Origin of the sequence: Prochlorococcus sp., from assembly GCF_965655815.1 — a bacterium.
GTDB lineage: Bacteria > Cyanobacteriota > Cyanobacteriia > PCC-6307 > Cyanobiaceae > Prochlorococcus_A > Prochlorococcus_A pastoris.
Genome location: NZ_CBFHHZ010000001.1, coordinates 31,527 through 48,337, shown reverse-complemented (window position 1 = coordinate 48,337; position 16,811 = coordinate 31,527). Strand labels below are relative to the sequence as shown.

The 16,811-nt window shown below is 32.5% G+C and carries 15 protein-coding genes; 7 read left to right on the top strand and 8 right to left on the bottom strand.

Translation table 11 applies throughout. The features are described from left to right. Nucleotides 1-93: 93 nt before the first annotated feature. Both ACTF45_RS00220 and clpS read left to right on the top strand, forming a co-directional pair. Complete coding sequence (locus ACTF45_RS00220; RefSeq protein WP_438949150.1) at nucleotides 94-1,320, top strand: LL-diaminopimelate aminotransferase; 1,227 nt, start codon at nucleotides 94-96, stop codon at nucleotides 1,318-1,320. Nucleotides 1,321-1,358: 38 nt separating this feature from the next. Beyond that, nucleotides 1,359-1,676, top strand: coding sequence for an ATP-dependent Clp protease adapter ClpS (clpS, locus tag ACTF45_RS00215; protein WP_036930728.1), 318 nt, complete (start codon nucleotides 1,359-1,361; stop codon nucleotides 1,674-1,676). Between the two features lie 35 nt (nucleotides 1,677-1,711). On the opposite strand, the gene ACTF45_RS00210 is transcribed toward clpS, so the two are convergent. The 3 genes from ACTF45_RS00210 to ACTF45_RS00200 form a co-directional block, all read right to left on the bottom strand. After that, the gene (locus ACTF45_RS00210; RefSeq protein WP_438949149.1) at nucleotides 1,712-3,331 is read right to left on the bottom strand and encodes a photosystem II high light acclimation radical SAM protein; all 1,620 of its coding nucleotides are present in this window, start codon (nucleotides 3,329-3,331) and stop codon (nucleotides 1,712-1,714) included. Between the two features lie 102 nt (nucleotides 3,332-3,433). After that, on the bottom strand, nucleotides 3,434-4,525 hold the full coding sequence (locus ACTF45_RS00205) for a glycosyltransferase family 2 protein (protein WP_438949148.1): 1,092 nt from the start codon (nucleotides 4,523-4,525) through the stop codon (nucleotides 3,434-3,436). Nucleotides 4,526-4,560: 35 nt separating this feature from the next. After that, a complete protein-coding gene (locus tag ACTF45_RS00200) occupies nucleotides 4,561-6,087 on the bottom strand; it encodes an ArnT family glycosyltransferase (RefSeq protein ID WP_288348075.1) in 1,527 nt (508 codons plus the stop codon). Between the two features lie 173 nt (nucleotides 6,088-6,260). On the opposite strand from ACTF45_RS00200, the gene ACTF45_RS00195 reads away from it, so the two are divergent. Further along, nucleotides 6,261-6,500 carry a DUF3493 domain-containing protein gene (locus ACTF45_RS00195; RefSeq protein ID WP_288348076.1) on the top strand — a complete coding sequence of 80 codons (240 nt, stop codon included), beginning with the start codon at nucleotides 6,261-6,263 and terminating at the stop codon, nucleotides 6,498-6,500. A 4-nt stretch (nucleotides 6,501-6,504) separates the two neighbouring features. On the opposite strand, the gene infB is transcribed toward ACTF45_RS00195, so the two are convergent. The 4 genes from infB to rimP form a co-directional block, all read right to left on the bottom strand. Beyond that, the gene (gene infB / locus ACTF45_RS00190; protein WP_438949147.1) at nucleotides 6,505-9,786 is read right to left on the bottom strand and encodes a translation initiation factor IF-2; all 3,282 of its coding nucleotides are present in this window, start codon (nucleotides 9,784-9,786) and stop codon (nucleotides 6,505-6,507) included. Nucleotides 9,787-9,858: 72 nt separating this feature from the next. Continuing rightward, nucleotides 9,859-10,098 carry a YlxR family protein gene (locus tag ACTF45_RS00185; protein ID WP_438949146.1) on the bottom strand — a complete coding sequence of 80 codons (240 nt, stop codon included), beginning with the start codon at nucleotides 10,096-10,098 and terminating at the stop codon, nucleotides 9,859-9,861. Nucleotides 10,099-10,115: 17 nt separating this feature from the next. Further along, a complete protein-coding gene (gene nusA / locus ACTF45_RS00180; RefSeq protein WP_288347699.1) occupies nucleotides 10,116-11,519 on the bottom strand; it encodes a transcription termination factor NusA in 1,404 nt (467 codons plus the stop codon). A 36-nt stretch (nucleotides 11,520-11,555) separates the two neighbouring features. Further along, on the bottom strand, nucleotides 11,556-12,023 hold the full coding sequence (gene rimP, locus ACTF45_RS00175; protein WP_288347697.1) for a ribosome maturation factor RimP: 468 nt from the start codon (nucleotides 12,021-12,023) through the stop codon (nucleotides 11,556-11,558). 162 nt (nucleotides 12,024-12,185) lie between these two features. Between rimP and ACTF45_RS00170 the strand changes: the two genes are divergently transcribed. Both ACTF45_RS00170 and rpiA read left to right on the top strand, forming a co-directional pair. Then, nucleotides 12,186-13,313, top strand: coding sequence for a trypsin-like peptidase domain-containing protein (locus tag ACTF45_RS00170; RefSeq protein WP_288347696.1), 1,128 nt, complete (start codon nucleotides 12,186-12,188; stop codon nucleotides 13,311-13,313). 65 nt (nucleotides 13,314-13,378) lie between these two features. Further along, nucleotides 13,379-14,074, top strand: coding sequence for a ribose-5-phosphate isomerase RpiA (rpiA, locus tag ACTF45_RS00165; protein WP_288347702.1), 696 nt, complete (start codon nucleotides 13,379-13,381; stop codon nucleotides 14,072-14,074). Here rpiA and hisD read toward each other — a convergent pair. Further along, complete coding sequence (gene hisD, locus ACTF45_RS00160) at nucleotides 14,071-15,357, bottom strand: histidinol dehydrogenase (protein ID WP_438949145.1); 1,287 nt, start codon at nucleotides 15,355-15,357, stop codon at nucleotides 14,071-14,073. The two genes, rpiA and hisD, sit on opposite strands and share 4 nt — an antisense overlap. A gap of 122 nt (nucleotides 15,358-15,479) precedes the next feature. Here hisD and rpsT point away from each other — a divergent pair, with 122 nt between their 5' ends. Further along, nucleotides 15,480-15,773, top strand: coding sequence for a 30S ribosomal protein S20 (gene rpsT, locus ACTF45_RS00155; protein ID WP_438949144.1), 294 nt, complete (start codon nucleotides 15,480-15,482; stop codon nucleotides 15,771-15,773). Nucleotides 15,774-15,779: 6 nt separating this feature from the next. Next, entirely contained in the window at nucleotides 15,780-16,574 is a 795-nt protein-coding gene (locus ACTF45_RS00150; RefSeq protein ID WP_438949143.1) for a TatD family hydrolase, read from the top strand. The last annotated feature ends 237 nt before the right edge of the window (nucleotides 16,575-16,811 follow it).

Genomic DNA, 16,811 nt, shown 5'->3' with positions numbered 1-16,811 from the left:
TAAATCATAACCACCTTCATATTAACATCTAATTCCCGCTTAAGTACATTGTCCATTATTCTTGTATAGGTCAAGTGTAGAAATTTTTTTAAAGTGGTTAAAGTCAACGAAAATTATTTAAAACTCAAAGCAGGATATTTATTTCCTGAAATTTCAAAAAGAGTTAATAATTATACTCAAGCTAATAGCAGTTCGAAAGTCATTAAGCTTGGAATAGGCGATGTAACGGAGCCGCTACCTAAAGCTTGTGTGAAAGCTATGGGCGAAGCATTAAATGAAATGGGAACAAATAACGGATTTAAAGGTTACGGCCCGGAGCAAGGATATGGATGGCTTAGGGAAAAAATTTCTGTAAATGATTTTATTTCAAGAGGGTGTCAAATCTCATCGGAAGAAATATTTGTTTCTGATGGTTCAAAATGCGATAGTAGCAATATTTTAGATATTCTTGGGGATGATAATTTAATTGCCGTAACTGACCCAGTTTATCCTGTCTATGTCGATACTAATGTGATGACTGGGAGAACAGGAGAAACACTTCAAAATGGTACTTATCAAGGATTAGTATATTTAGCGATTAATGAAGAAAATAATTTTCAACCTGAAATCCCAAAAAAGAAAGTTGATATTGTTTATCTTTGTTTTCCAAATAATCCAACTGGGGCAACAATTACTAAACAAGAATTGAAAAAATGGGTTGATTATGCTATCGAAAACAAGTCTTTGATTCTTTTCGATGCAGCTTATGAAGCTTTTATTCAAGACAAAAATATTCCTCATTCAATATATGAGATTGAGGGGGCAAAAAATTGTGCTATCGAATTTAGATCTTTCTCAAAAAATGCAGGATTTACTGGAGTTAGATGCGCTTATACAGTAATACCAAAAAATCTATCAGGACAAAATTCAAAAGGGGATAAAATTGATTTATGGTCATTATGGAATAGGCGTCAATGTACTAAATTTAATGGAGTAAGCTATATCGTACAAAGAGGAGCTGAGGCGGTATATTCTTCTCAAGGTAAAAAAGAGGTTAATTCTCTAATTGACTTTTATATGAAAAATGCAGAAATTATGCAAAATAAGCTCAGAAGTGCAGGTTTTAAAGTTTATGGAGGTGATAATGCACCATATGTTTGGATAAAAGTACCAGATAGAATGACTTCTTGGGACTTTTTTGATTATTTACTTGAAAAAGCTGATGTCGTAGGTACACCAGGAAGTGGATTTGGATTGGCGGGTGAGGGCTATTTTCGATTATCTGCTTTCAATTCAAGAATGAATGTTAATAATGCAATGGAACGAATAATTAATATATAATGATCAATAGATTTTCTTGTAATTACAATCAAAAAGTAATGTCAAATATAAAGTTTGAAAAAGGGGAAAATAATAACGCAGCAGTGTTGGAGAAAAAAACAGCCCCGTTAAAAAACAAATCACCAAAATACAAAGTTTTACTTCACAATGATCCAGTTAATTCAATGGAGTATGTTACTAATGCACTTAGAGAAGTAGTCCCACAATTAAGCGAACAAGATGCTATTTCCATTATGCTTGAAGCTCATAATACTGGTGTTGGTTTAGTTATTGTATGTGATCTTGAGCCGGCTGAATTTTATTCAGAATCTTTGAAATCAAAAGGGATATCAAGTTCAATTGAAAAAGAAGATTAATTATCTTCTTACGAATGAATTAATTTTAAATACTTTTAAACTTTTGCTGCAGTAAGCTTTCTTTCTGATAATTTACGAACTTTTAGGGAATCATCTAAGGATGATTTACCATAATTTCTTTCCAAAATATTAATAACTGTTTTTCCAAATTCGTCATCTTTATTATCAAAAGCTTCTAAACATACCTCTCCCAGTTTTTTACCAAGAGGACCAGGGTTCCATAAAAGTTTACGTGCTGTCCAAGGCATCATACTCATTGGATTATAACTAGGTTTTAATATATTATTTTCAAGAGCGTACTTTTCTAAAAGTGTATGTGGTTGTAAACCTATAAAAAATATAGCTGGATCTACTAAACCTTTCCCAAATATATTTTCTAGCTCTCTATGATAAGCAACTGTTTGTTTAATTGTATTAGGGGTTTCATCAAAAACATTAAATGAGTAATTCACTGAGACATGATTTCTAAAACCTGCCTCAACAAGCATTCTACAATTTTCAAGTACAGTTTTAAGGTTATATGCGAGTTGCATTTTTCTAACAAGTTCCTGAGATCCTGATGTAATCCCTATCTCAAAATAACTCATTCCTGTCTCAACCATTAATTGAGCTAATTCACGATCAATATTATCGGCCCTAATATATGCCGCCCACTTAAGATCGGTCCAACCCTGATCTTTTATAGCTTGAAGAAGTAATTTTGCATCTTGAATATGTTTCTTTGTTGGAATGAATTGAGCATCAGTAAACCAAAAACCTCTAACGCCCATCTCATAAAGTTGCTTCATTTCTTCAATAATTTCATTTACGGGATTAACTCGAACTTTTTTACCCTCTACAACTCCATAAACGCAAAAACAACAATTATGTGGACAACCTCTTTTTGTTTGAACTCCTACATAATAATCACCACCTTCTATGTACCAATCAAACTCAGCCCAAATAGATTTAATATATTTGTAGTTGCAAGCTGTTTTAATTGTTCCTGACGGCTGTTCATGTATTAATTTATTTCTAGGTTTTTGCCCAGCAAGATAACATCTTTCTTCGATAATAGAATCACCCTTAAGAACTTTTTCGATAAGGTTCTCACCTTCTCCAACAGAAATTATTGTACCTTTGGGTAATAATTTACCTAGCTGTTCGTAGAAAACGCTTACAGCTCCTCCTCCTAAAATCACTTTTACAGATTTGTTGTATTTTTGAGCTCTATTGAGACCCATCTTCACTAAGGATGTATTTCTATTTATTTCTTCATAATGTGATGTTATTAACTTTAGACCTCCCCAAGCACCTCTAATTTTTTTTAAGATATTATTCGAATAAAAAACTTCAAATGAGTTTTGCAAAGGATTGCCACTTCTTCCGTCAACTGGTGCGTATATTTGTATGTCCCTCCAAGAATAAACAATTATATGGGGTCTGAATTGGTCAATTTTTCTTTTTAGATATTTAGATACGTTGTTTAGCGGTACTATTGCTAAATCTATGAATTGTTGATCAATCTCAGGAAAACACTTATGAATATGATCCGCTAAGTAAATAGGCCCTATTGGAAATATCGGGTTGCATGGAAGTCTAACAATGAGAACTTTTCTAAAAGATTCTCTATTGGTCTCTTTAGCTAAATTTTTTGAAGGAAAGTTAAACTCCATAAAAGAGATTTAAATGATCTCATGTTAAGAATCTAACTATTTTATTACCCTTTCGGTGATTTTTTTAAATTTAATCCTGAAAAAATTTAACTCTATTTTCAGTTAGATGTCTGAAATCATATATTTCCAACAAACATTTAGAAGTTTAATACCATCTATCCATCGTGATATATTTGGTGCTCCAGACCGCCTTGCATAATATCTGACAGGGTAATTTAAGATTTTAATATTATTATTGGCCGCTTCAAAGATTATTGTAAAATCGCCAAAAGGATCTGACTTTGATTCCCAACTACCATTTTTTTTCATCAAATTAAAAAACTTCCTTGAGAAAACTTTTGTTCCACAAAGCGAATCAGATATAGGCTTGTTAATTAAAATTGATAAAAATATTGCAAAACATCTATTGCCAATATAATTCGCCCATCTCATGGCATCTTTTTCCATTGGGAAAGTTGTCCTAGAGCAATTTATTAGTATATTTTCATTTTTTGTGGATTCCATTATGGCACTAATACTATCGTCAATATCTACGGTTAAGTCAGAATCAATAATTGCTAGAGTATCCCCAGTTGATATATTAAATCCTTCAACAACTGCGTTTTTCTTTCCCTTCGAAGTTTGTTTTAAAAGAGACATTTTAAAGTTTTTTGAGAAGTCTTTAGTAAGATCTTCCAACATTTGAAAAGTATTATCTTTACTATTTCCCTCTACAAATATTATTTCGATTTTATTTGGTATTTTTTTAAATTTATTTAAGGCTTTGATTAAAAGTTCTCTATTACCTTCTTCATTTCTTGCAGGGATAAGTATTGAAATCATATGATCATTTAAAGTTTCATAATATTTATAAAATGTGATTTCTATTTCAAATGCAAGGTTCTTAATTATTGGTAACTTTCGCAAAGTATTTTTTATAGAATGGGGAACTAATTTGGTTTGTATTGGAGTTAATTTTTTTGCTTTCCATCTGATAGATCTGTAATTATAGATTTCTGCTAATGATTCAATATCACATAACGTAATTCTTGCTGTATTTGTTGTTCCCCTAAATATTCTGGAATCTAATCTAAGCCATCTTGTAATTGGTTCCCAAGTATTACCTCTTACTTTAAGTGAAATAAATTCTTTATCATCTTTAAATAATTGGTGGAGTTTATTGTTCGTTAAATTCCAAGTTTTTACTGATTTCATTTTTTGAAACTTTAACCATGATTAATATTAACCTATTAGATTTTTTTGATTAATTTCCAAGGAAATATAACTTCATTTTCATAAATAATCTTAATGGAGGTATCTTTTTTTTGATCTTCTTTTGGAAAGATAGACCAAGCAAGGTCTGAGGATTTTAAACTTTTGATGTTATCGATCCCTTCGCCTAAATTAGGCGTTAAGAGAGCAATTCTAATAATTTTTGAGTGTGTTGAAGCATTTATAATGCTGCTTTTATCAACTTTAATTATTCGATTATTGATTGTTTTCAAAGAAGAGATAATCTCCATAGTTTCTCTTATTTCTCTTGATCGGTCTGTAAAAAGACCTGATTGCAAAAAACAGGATGTCATTAAATAGGGTCCAATAATTAATATAGAAATCATTTTTGAGGGGTTTTGACTTTTTTTGATAAAACTCCAAGCCAATGCGAATAGTATTAATCCACTTATTAAAAATGTATTTTCTCTGAGATTAAAATTTATCGTAGCTTTGAAAAAGAGGAAATATATAAAAACTATCGTTACTACAAATAATGGAATTACTCTTGACGATATAAAAATAAATAGAAATTTAAATCTTTTTTCTTCTATTAAATACTTGATACCTATAAATGCATTTAAGGATAGTAAAGAAGAGATTTGTAAAGGATAGTATGGCGTTTTTGTAGAAAAACTACTTATCAAAATTATTAGAATTAAGGGGAAGTAAAATAAAATAAAACCTTGTGAATTTTTGCTTTTTAAACCATGAACTAATCCAATAATGGAAAATATGCTCCATGGAAGAAAAGTTACTGGTATGTTCCACAAATAATAGTAAAAAGGATTTGTAAAAGTATTTTCTTTAGATAAATTATTAAATTTATCTAAAAGGTGAAAAATAATATTTTTATCAAGAAATGTATTTATAGATGTTGACCATACAATGAATGGAGTAAAACCAATTATTAATCCAAGCCAAAAATATTTTGAAGTAAAAATATATTTTTTTTTAATCAGATAGGGTAATAATGATGTAATTGGTACCGCTACTAGAAAAGTCTTCATCATAAAAGCTAAACCTATCCAAATTCCAAAAAGAGATATGTAAACTAATTCTTTTTTACTGTTTGTTTTTACAATGGAAAATATTCCAATAGTCACTAAACAACTGTATATTAAATCTTGAGTAGCTAAGTGAGAATAATCAAACCACAAAAAAGTTGTTGAAAGAATAAGTGGTGATGCGATTGCAAACTTTTTACCTATTAATTCTTCATGTAATTTATAGGTTATTATTAACATCACTATTGATGAAATAGTTGTTGGTAAATAGGCTGCGAATAAATTTTCCCCAAATATTTCTTGTGATTTGGCAATTAGAAATTGTATACCTATTGTTCTATCTAAATTAAAATCTCCCCACCATAATGGAATTGTCCAATTTCCTTTTTCCAATATCCATCTGGCCTGTAAAGCATAAAATCCCTCATCATAAGCTAAGTAACTTCTTTTACCAAAGTAGAAAATTAATGGAAAAAATATAAATAATTTTAAAATCAATTTGAAATTAATTTTCCACATATAAAAGTTTGTCTTATTTTAGATAAATACCGATAATTTGAATTGAACAAATTACCTAATGTTTACGAAACAGTTTCTGTTCCACCGACTATGTCGGCGATATTAAATTTTAGTTTTTTCATATAGACTTAACTTTATATTTTAAAGAATTAATGTCAAAAATTGACCCTGAATTAAAAAAAAAGTTACTAAAGGAGACTCAAGCTCCATTCAAAGGTTTAAGGAGAATATTATGGATTGCCTTCTCTGGTTCTGCTTTTTTAGGTCTTCTAATAATGGTTTCTAAAATTGCTGGAGGAAATGAAATACAGCAAAATAATCTTTTAATACAACTAGGAGCTTGTGCATTATTTCCTATCTTATTTTTCTTCGATAGAAATAAGGAAGATTAAGTTTTTATTTATTTAGAGTCCTTTTTTTTGTTACAAATTTGAATGCCGAAATGATATCTCCTTCACTCCAAGTTGAGAATTTATCACATCCAACTCCACATTCGAAACCAGTATTAACCTCTTTTACATCATCTTTCGATCTTTTCAGAGAATCTAAATTACCTTCAAATATTACTTTATCGGATCTAAGTACTCTTAAAGAACAATTTCTTTGAAGCTTTCCACTTTGTATGTAGCATCCAGCAATTGCTCCTTTCCCAACCGCAAATGTTGCTCTTACTTCAGCTTGACCTAAAGATTCCTCAACCAAATCAGGTTCAAGTAATCCTTCCATAGCAGATTGAATATCTTCTAGAAGTTTATAAATGACTTCATACTCTCGTATGTCAACATCATTTGCGTCGGCCGCTCTTTTGGCTCCAGAGGCTAATGATGTGTTGAAGCCTATTATTACTGAGCCAGAGGCAGCAGCAAGATCTATGTCAGTCTCAGTTATTTCACCAGGTGCGGAGAGTAGGACTCTCACTTGAACCTCATTCTTTGGTAATTGTTCTAATGAACCTAATATAGCTTCTACACTACCCTGGACATCTGCTTTTAGAATTAGATTTAGTTCTTTAAGTTCTCCATCATTTGCTTGAGTAGATAAAGACGATAAGCTTACCCTTCTTGATGCCATTTGCTGGGCTAATTTTGTTGCTCTTGCATCAGTCGCTCTATCCCCAACAATTGCTCTAGCAGATTTCTCATCAGGATAAACTTCAAATTCATCACCAGCTGTTGGGACTTCGCTAAATCCAAGAGCTTCCACTGGACATGAAGGCCCAGCCTCTTTAATTCTATTACCATGTTCGTCGACCATGGCTCTAATTTTCCCAAGGACTGAACCTGCTGCTAAAACATCACCAGCTTTTAATGTGCCATTTTGTACTAATAAAGTTGCAACAGGACCTTTGGCTTTATCTAAATGGGCTTCAATTACTGTCCCTTTAGCTAATCTTTCTGGGTTTGCTTGGAGATCTTCAACTTCAGAAACCAAAAGGATCATTTCGAGTAATTTATCAATATTTTGTTTTTTGATTGCACTGACTGGCACCATAACTACATCCCCACCCCAATCTTCGGCAATTAGATCTTTTTCTGATAATTCCTGTTTAACTCTATCTGGAGAAGCACCTTCTTTATCAATTTTATTTATAGCTACAACTATTGGTACTTTCGCTGCTCTTGCGTGACTAATAGCTTCAAGTGTTTGAGGTCTGCAACCATCATCAGCAGCTACAACAAGTACCGCTACGTCAGTAACTTTTGTACCTCTTGCACGCATGGCCGTAAATGCTTCATGACCTGGAGTATCAAGAAAAGTTAGCTTTTTCTTTTTTGATTCGTGCTCAAATTCAACTTGATAAGCTCCGATATGTTGAGTTATTCCACCTGCTTCTCCAGAGGCTACTCTGGATTCTCTTATGGAATCTAAAAGACTTGTTTTACCATGATCGACATGTCCCATAACTGTAATGACTGGAGGTCTTTTGATGAGACTTTCAATATCATCGGTTTCAATCATGTCTACTGTTTTCTTTGCAGCCTCTTGAACATCATCTTGTAAAACAGGGACCCCAAATTCCTCAGCCACTGTTTCAATGGTTGCTAAGTCAAGTGATTGAGTCACTGTAGCCGTAATACCTTTAAAGAAAAGAGATTTGATTATTTCAGAACTTTCAAGACTAAGCTTATCGGCTAATTCTTGTACTGTTAAATTATCTTCAGGTATTATTATCATTTCAGGTCTTACTTGTTTCGCATCTTTCGCAGCTCTTAATTCCATAGCTCTTCTCTTTTGTCTTTGCCTAGTAGTCTCTTTTTTCTTTTTCTTGAATTGTTTTGAGGGTTTTTGTGATTTGATCTCTTCAGACTTTTCTTTTTTTGGACGAGCCAAACTTGCTGATAGTATTGAAACCTTTTCTCCTGAGTAACCGCTAGTCTCAGAGGTTAATGAATCATCATTTTCGCCAATAATATGAACTTTTTGTCTTTGTTTCTGTGGATTTTTATTTCTTAATGCTTCCAGCTTGGCACTATCGTCCCAATCTGTTCTGCCAGGCTTCTTAGAGTTGCTTGCAAATGATCTATGAGGTGGTTTCTTGGCCGTAGGAGAAGGAGATGTATTTAAACGACTATTAGGTGCTTTTGCCTTCTGATTGGCCCCTTCGATTTTTTGTTTGTTTACATTAGAAATATTAGGTTTTTCTTTATTTGATGCATTGGTTTTCTGTAACTGCATCAGTTCATTGGGTGCTACTGGCTTTCTAATCCCAGAAGCACCTTGTCTATAAGGAGTTCCTGGCCTATTAGGAGATCCCTGTCTATAGGGGCCACCGCCCTCTCTATTTGGAACACCCTGCCTATTCTGCCCCCCTGGCCTATTTGCAGAAATTTGTGTATTAGATGAGGGTTGCCTGCTATTAGAGTTTGGCCTGTTTGTATTAATTTTAGGATCTTCCCTTCTAATCGGGGCACCTACTAGTTCAGGAGTACTTTTTACGTTAGGACTATTTAAGTTCTTTTTAGGAAAATTATTATTATCAGCTCTACTTAATTTATTATTATCAGCTCTATTTAATGATTGAGCCCTTTGATTAACTGAGTTATTTATTTTGTTTGCGTTTATATTCCTATTGGAATTTGCCAAATTTTTTGGTTTTTCAATTAGTTGAATAGGCGGTCTTGCAGTAGTTTTTGCGGGAGATCCTGAAGAGTTTTTTAAAGGCTTTTTGTCTTGTAGAGCACTTGGATCTTTTTTGTCTTTTAGATTGGGAGTTGTTATTACTGAAGTATTAGTTTTATTTTGAGTTTTTGAAAGCGCTTGAGATTTGAGGTTAGAGACAATAGTAGGGGGATTTGGATTTTTAATATTATTTAGATTTTTTTTATTTGAGCTTACTAATGAATTCTCTACTTTATTAGTAGGCTTTATTAAAAGGGGTTTTTTATTTAAACCTTCTTTTGACAACTTTTCTGGATGAGAGGGATTAGAAAAATTTTTATTATTTTTTGGGTTTTCATTTTTTGCTTTAATTTCAGATTTACTTACAGAAAGAATTTTTTTACTTGAATTTTTGTTATTTATAAGATTTTTAATTTTTTTCGCATCTTCTAAACTTATTGAACTGCTGTGACTTTTGACTGATATTGAAAGTTTTTGAGCAGCGTCCAATATATCTTTATTTTCCAGTTTTAGATCTCTGGAAAGTTCATAAACTCTGATTTTATCGCTGATAGTCATTTAATCTGAATGTTACTCTTTTTAAGAAATTTTGGAAGAATGTAATTTTAATTATATGCCCTTTTGGGATAGTTATTTATAGTTTGCAATTTCCCTTTCAAAAATATCAATAAATTCAGGATTTAAAATGCCTTTTAAAGCTTTTTGAAGCTTTTTTTTAAGTTTAGAATCTGTGTAACACTTTTTTGACTTACAAATGTAAGCAGAACGACCCATACCTTGGTTAAGCATTATTCCTAACTTATGATCATTAGTAATCTTCAAAAGATTATTTCTATCAAAAGTTGTCCTGCAAGAAATGCACTTACGCATAACAGGAGATTTCTGTATCACCGTGTGTTCTCCTCTTTAGACAATAGTTCCTCTTGTTTCAAGTTTTCTGTTTGGTCGTTTTCTGAACGAGTTTCTTCTTCGTATAGTTCATCTCCATATTCTTCATCATCTTCAGGTAAAGGGTAAAGTTCCCTTAGTCTTTTATCTTCTGCAGCTCTTTCTGCTTGCTCAGCCTCCAATCTCTGTTCAGCTTCTCTTTGAAGATTCTCTTCTTCCTCCCTTTGAACAATTAATTCTGCTACTGCAGAGTCTTCAGTCTCCTGATCATATTCATGGGAGTTTTTAACGTCTATTTTCCAGCCTGTTAACCTAGCAGCAAGACGAACATTTTGACCTTCTCTTCCTATGGCAAGACTTAATTGATCAGGGGGAACTAAAACATGAGCATGTTGTCCTTCTGGATCAACAAGTCTGACAAGATCAACTTTAGCTGGACTCAAAGAATTTAGTATGTACTGAATAGGGTCAGATGACCACTTTATAACATCTATTTTTTCTCCCCGTAATTCATTAACTACTTGTTGAATTCTTGCTCCTCTAGCTCCAATGCAAGCTCCGACTGGATCAACTTCTCTTTCAATACTATCTACGGCAACTTTAGTCCTTGGCCCAACAGCTCTTGAAGGAGGATTTGCTTCTCTCGAAACAGCAACAATTTTGACTGTGCCTTCTTGAATTTCTGGGACTTCATTTTCGAATAAATAAACCACTAGACCAGCATTAGCTCTACTTACAAAAAGTTGAGGACCTTTTCTCGCTACTTCGCTAACTTCTTTAAGAAAAACTTTGAATGTAGCGTTAGCTCTATAATTGTCATTAGGTAATTGATCCCTTTTAGGAAGTTCTGCTTCTACTTCTGGTCTCCCGATCCCTGAGCTAACCCCCATAATTACTGACTGTCTCTCAAATCTAATAACTCTTGCAGTTAAAACAGGATCTTCCAAATCTGCGAATTCTTCCTGAATCATTTTCCTTTGTTGGTCTCTCAACTTTTGAGCCAATACTTGCTTAGTTGTCGAGGCAGCCATTCTACCAAAATCCTCTTTTTCGGGAGTGACATCTAAAACGACGGTATCGCCTATTTGAGCATCATCAGCAACTTGTTTAACTTCTTGAAGAGATATTTGATGATCTTCGCTTTCAACATTTTCAACAATAATTTTACTCGATAAAATTCGATAACCCTCTTCGTCTAGATCGAATCCTACATCAAAATTACTAAAATATTCTTCATCAAATGGATCTTCTTTCACTCCAATGTAGAAAGTTTTTCGGTATTTTTCGTAGCCTTTAAGTAAAGCTTCACGTAAAGCTAATTCCACAACGTGAGGAGGTAATTTTTTTTCCTCACTTATGTCTTCAATAAGATTGTTTAAACCTGGGAGAATTACTAATGCCATCTATGATGGGTAAAATGAATAAGAGTTGATAATTAATTAGTCTTTAAAAGTGCAAAGACTAACCTTTAATACTTCATTAAAGGGAATTTTTTTAATCTTACCTTTAATGTTAATGGCTAAATAATCTTTAGACTTTTCATAAAGTAAACCGTTCAAAAATTTTATTTGAGAATTTTTTTGGTTTAACTCAACATTAACTGGAAAACCTTTAAAAGTTTTGAAGTCTCTTTCTGAGGTTAATTCATCACTGACACCTTGACTACTAATTTCTAAAACATATGAACAATTTAAAAGATTTGAATTCTCAATCACACTAATAGCAGGGTTATTGAATCTTGAACAGTCATCTAAAGTAATATCATCGTTGTTAGTTTTGCAAATAATAATTTTTATAATAATAGGATTTTGATTTGTCAGTATATCTAAACTATGAATCTTTAGGTTAAATTCTTTAGCGACTCCTTGAAGAAGACTTTCTAAGTTGCTTTTACATTCCTTATCCAATTTATTTTAAGTTTTTGTTTTAATAATTGATTATTTTCACATATCAAAAAGTTTTTTTGAAAATAAGTTTTTGTAATGTGTATTTTATGGATGTTAACAAAAAAACAACACTAGGAATTTTATTCAATTAAATTCTGAATATTCTTGATGTTTTTAAAGGTAATGAGATTTCTAAAAACTAAATTTAGTTATTTGCTTAAAATAAGTTTACTAATTACTTTTTTTATATATTTATTCCCTTTTTCTGAAGTTTTAGCTCTTGATTTTATTGATGGGCATAATTTTGTTTCAGATGCGGTCAAAAAGGTAGGTCCTGCAGTCGTAAGGATTGATACTGAAAGATTAGTAGAAAGACAACAATTTGATCCAACTTTATTAGATCCACTATTGAGAGATTTACTTGGAGAACCCGGCATGGCTCCCGACCGAGAGAGAGGTCAAGGTTCAGGTGTAATTATTGATAAAGATGGTTTAGTTCTAACTAATGCTCATGTTGTAGAACGAGTTGATAATGTATCTGTTACTTTGGCTGATGGAACTAATCGGGAGGGTCAAGTGTTGGGAACGGACTCAATTACCGATTTAGCCTTAGTTAAAATTGATAATCAACAGGACTCTAGTTATGCACCCTTAGGAGATTCAGAAGAGCTTGAAGTTGGAGATTGGGCAATAGCTCTTGGGACTCCTTATGGCCTAGAAAAAACAGTAACTCTTGGGATAGTTAGCAGTCTTCATAGAGACATTAATGCTCTCGGTTTTTCTGATAAAAGGCTTGATCTTATACAAACAGATGCTGCAATTAATCCAGGTAATTCAGGAGGCCCACTTATTAATTCCAATGGTCAGGTAATTGGTATCAACACTCTAGTAAGAAGTGGACCTGGAGCTGGTCTTGGTTTCGCAATACCAATAAATTTGGCTAAAAATGTTTCTGAACAGTTACTAGAAAATGGAGAAGTTATTCATCCTTATTTAGGCGTACAATTGATTTCCTTGAATCCTAAAATAGCCAAAGAACACAATGAAGATCCTAATTCACTTGTTCAATTGCCAGAGCGGTCAGGGGCTTTAATTCAATCTGTAATACCAAATAGTCCTGCAGAAAAAGCGGGATTAAGAAGAGGTGATCTAGTAATTGCTGCTGAAAATATTCTAATAGAAGAGCCTAAAACTCTTTTAGATGAGGTAGAAAAAGCTCAAATTGGAAAAATATTTCTTTTAAATGTCTTAAGAGATAATAAAGAAATTAAAGTTAATATTAAACCTGAAGCACTTCCAGGTTTGACATAAAGCATCTGTTGAAATTTAATAATCTATAAACTCTTGGTCAAAACATTTTGGATTTACAGACTCAGATGAAGCAAATAGTTGCTGACGCAGCTATTAAAGAAGTAGAAGATGGAATGATCTTGGGTTTAGGATCTGGATCAACAGCTGCACTTATGATAAAAAGTCTTGCTGAACAAATTAGATCAGGCAAATTAAAAAATATTAAAGGAGTTCCAACTTCCTTTCAATCAGAGGTACTTGCATTAGAACTCAATATCCCTTTAATTGATTTAGCTTCAGTTCCTTACATTGATTTAGCCATTGATGGAGCGGATGAAGTAGATCCTGACTTTCAACTCATCAAGGGTGGAGGAGCTTGCCATGTCCGAGAAAAATTGGTTGCATCTAAAGCAAATAAATTATTAATTGTTATTGATGAATCAAAGTTAGTGCAAAATTTAAACCAAGTTTTCCCTCTCCCTGTGGAGGTTATGCCTTCTGCGTGGAAGCAGGTGAAGGATATAATTTCAGAAATGAGTGGAGTTTCTAATTTAAGGATGGCAACAAAAAAAGCAGGCCCAGTTGTCACAGATCAAGGTAATTTGATTTTGGATGTTTTATTTGATGCTGGTATAAAAGATCCAAAAGATTTAGAAATGCGTATTAATAATATTCCTGGAGTCTTGGAAAATGGATTATTTGTTGATTTAGTAGATAAGGTTTTGGTGGGTAGAATTGAGGATGACGTTCCAGTATTATTTTCACCTTCTAGGAAAAGTTAATCTTCAAATCTAATTTTTACTGAATTTGCGTGACTATGTAAACCCTCACTATTTGCCAAATTAATAATATCCAAACTGTTAATTTTTAAACTTTTTTCATTAAATTCAATTATTGAAGAATTCTTCATGAAAGTTTCAACTCCTAATGAACCACTAAACCTCGCATTCCCACATGTTGGTAAAGTATGGTTTGGCCCAGCTAAATAATCACCTACAGCCTCTGGTGTCCATTTTCCTAAAAATATCGCACCTGCATTTTCAATAGACTTGAGGATCGTTTTTGGATCAATAGTCACTATTTCTAAATGTTCTGGGGCAAACTCATTACTTAGTTCAACACATGATTCTAAATTTTCGCAAATAGCAATTAATCCCCAATTCTTAATTGATTGAATGCAAATTTCTTTTCTGGGGTGATGCTCTATTTTCTTAAAGACTTCATCAAAAACTTCTTGGGCTTGATCATTTGATGTAGTCAACAGTATTGAGGAAGCTAATGGGTCATGCTCGGCTTGTGCTAGTAAATCCGATGCTATTTGAGAGCTGTTGGCTGTTCTATCGGCGATGATTAAAATTTCACTTGGACCGGCTAAGGAATCAATTCCAGTAAATCCGTAAATTAACTTTTTAGCAGTGGTTACATAGATATTTCCAGGTCCCGAAATTACATCAACTTTATTTATTTGCTTTGTGCCAAATGCTAATGCGCCAATTGCCTGAGCTCCACCAATTCTAAAAACTTTATCAACCCCTGATAAGTAAGCAGCGGCTAAAACAGTTGTATTTATTTCCCCTTTTTTGTTTCCAGGGGATACCATTGAAATTTCTTTAACTCCAGCTACTTTTGCAGGTATCGCATTCATTAAAACTGTACTTGGATATGCCGCTCTCCCTCCAGGAATATATAAACCAGCATTTTTTACAGGCATCCATCTTCTTTGGACGTAGTCACCATATTCTCCCTTTATAGTAAATGATTCAGGGATTTCTTTTTCATGGAATTTTTTTATTCTTTGATAGGCAATTTCTAATGATTGCTTTAAATGCTGATCTGTCTCTTCCCACGCAGTTTTTAAATCCCTAGTACTTACTTGCATTGGTTTAGGATAGAATCCATCAAATTTTTTTGTATATTTTTCTACAGCTATATCTCCATGAAATTTCACCTCTTGAAGAATATTTTCAACAATTGAATTTATTTTTTTATTGTCTCCAGAGGTAGTTCTTTGTGAAATTCTTCTTAACTCTTGGAGAGCTTTTTGTTTATTATTTATAATCTTCATATTCTTAAACTTAATTTAAATTCAATTAATTAATTATGTAACTCACTGATCTAAATTATATATTATTGATTAATAGTCTATCTATTTGATATAATAAAATCTATATTTTAATCTAATTTTCTGTGGCCAATAACAAATCAGCGAAAAAAAGAATTCAAGTTGCTGAGAGAAATCGTTTAGTTAATAAATCATATAATTCAACAGTAAGAACGCTAACAAAAAAAACATTAGCTAACTGTGAGAAATATAAGCAAGAACCTAATTCAGATAATAAAAATCTAGTTCTTGTTAGTGTAAATGAAGCCTTCAGTCTTATCGATAAGGCAGTCAAGAAGAATGTTCTACATAAGAATAACGGTGCTAACAAAAAATCAAAAATCAACAAAGTAGTTAAAGATTTTCTTACAAGTAAGTAAGTAAAAATGACCAATATTGAACTAATTGATTCTCATTGTCATTTGATATTTGAAAATTTTGAAGAGGATCTTGAGGCAGTTGTTTCAAGATGGCGTTCAATAGGAGTAAAAAAATTGCTCCATGCATGTTGTGAATTATCAGAAATTCCCAAATTGAAAAATATATCTCGAAAATTTGATGAATTGTATTACTCAGTTGGTTTACATCCTCTTGAAGCTAACAAATGGGAATGTAATTCTAAATCTATAATGAAAAATGCAGCCCAAGGTGATTCAAGAGTTGTTGCTATTGGTGAATTAGGATTAGATTTTTTTAAAAGTGATAATACAAATAAACAGATTGATGCGCTTGTTCCACAAATGCACTTAGCCTGCGAACTTGACTTGCCCGTCATTATCCATTGTAGAGAAGCTGCAAATGAGATGATAAAAATATGTCACGATTTATCTAAACAAGGTATATGTCCTAAAGGAGTTCTGCATTGTTGGAGTGGCACTCCAGATGAGATGAGGCAATTTTTAGATCTAGGATTTTATATAAGTTTTAGTGGGATAGTTACATTCCCAAAAGCATACGAAATTCATGAATGCGCAAGAATTGTTCCGAGTGATAGATATTTAATAGAAACAGATGCTCCCTTTTTAGCCCCTGTCCCATATCGAGGGAAAAGAAATGAGCCAGCTTTTGTTGAGAGTGTAGCTAAGTCTATAGCCAGTTTAAGATCTTCAGACTTGAAAAATATTGCAGATGAGTCTTCTAGGAATGCTGAAGAATTGTTTAAATTTGACTTGATAAATTAACATATAACCTGTTAATATTAAAAATTACTGGATTTTTTCCTTAATTATTAGTAAACAGCTGGTTGAAGTGTGGTTTTATTACCTTTATCTTTGATCATTTCAGCTAATAATAATCTTGATATTTGTTGAATTCAAGACTAAAATCTCGAATTCACTTTAAAAGTTTTGATTATTTTTCTAAAAGTTAAGTCAAACTTATGGTAATTAGTAAATCTTACATAATGGCGGGTTTTCTTG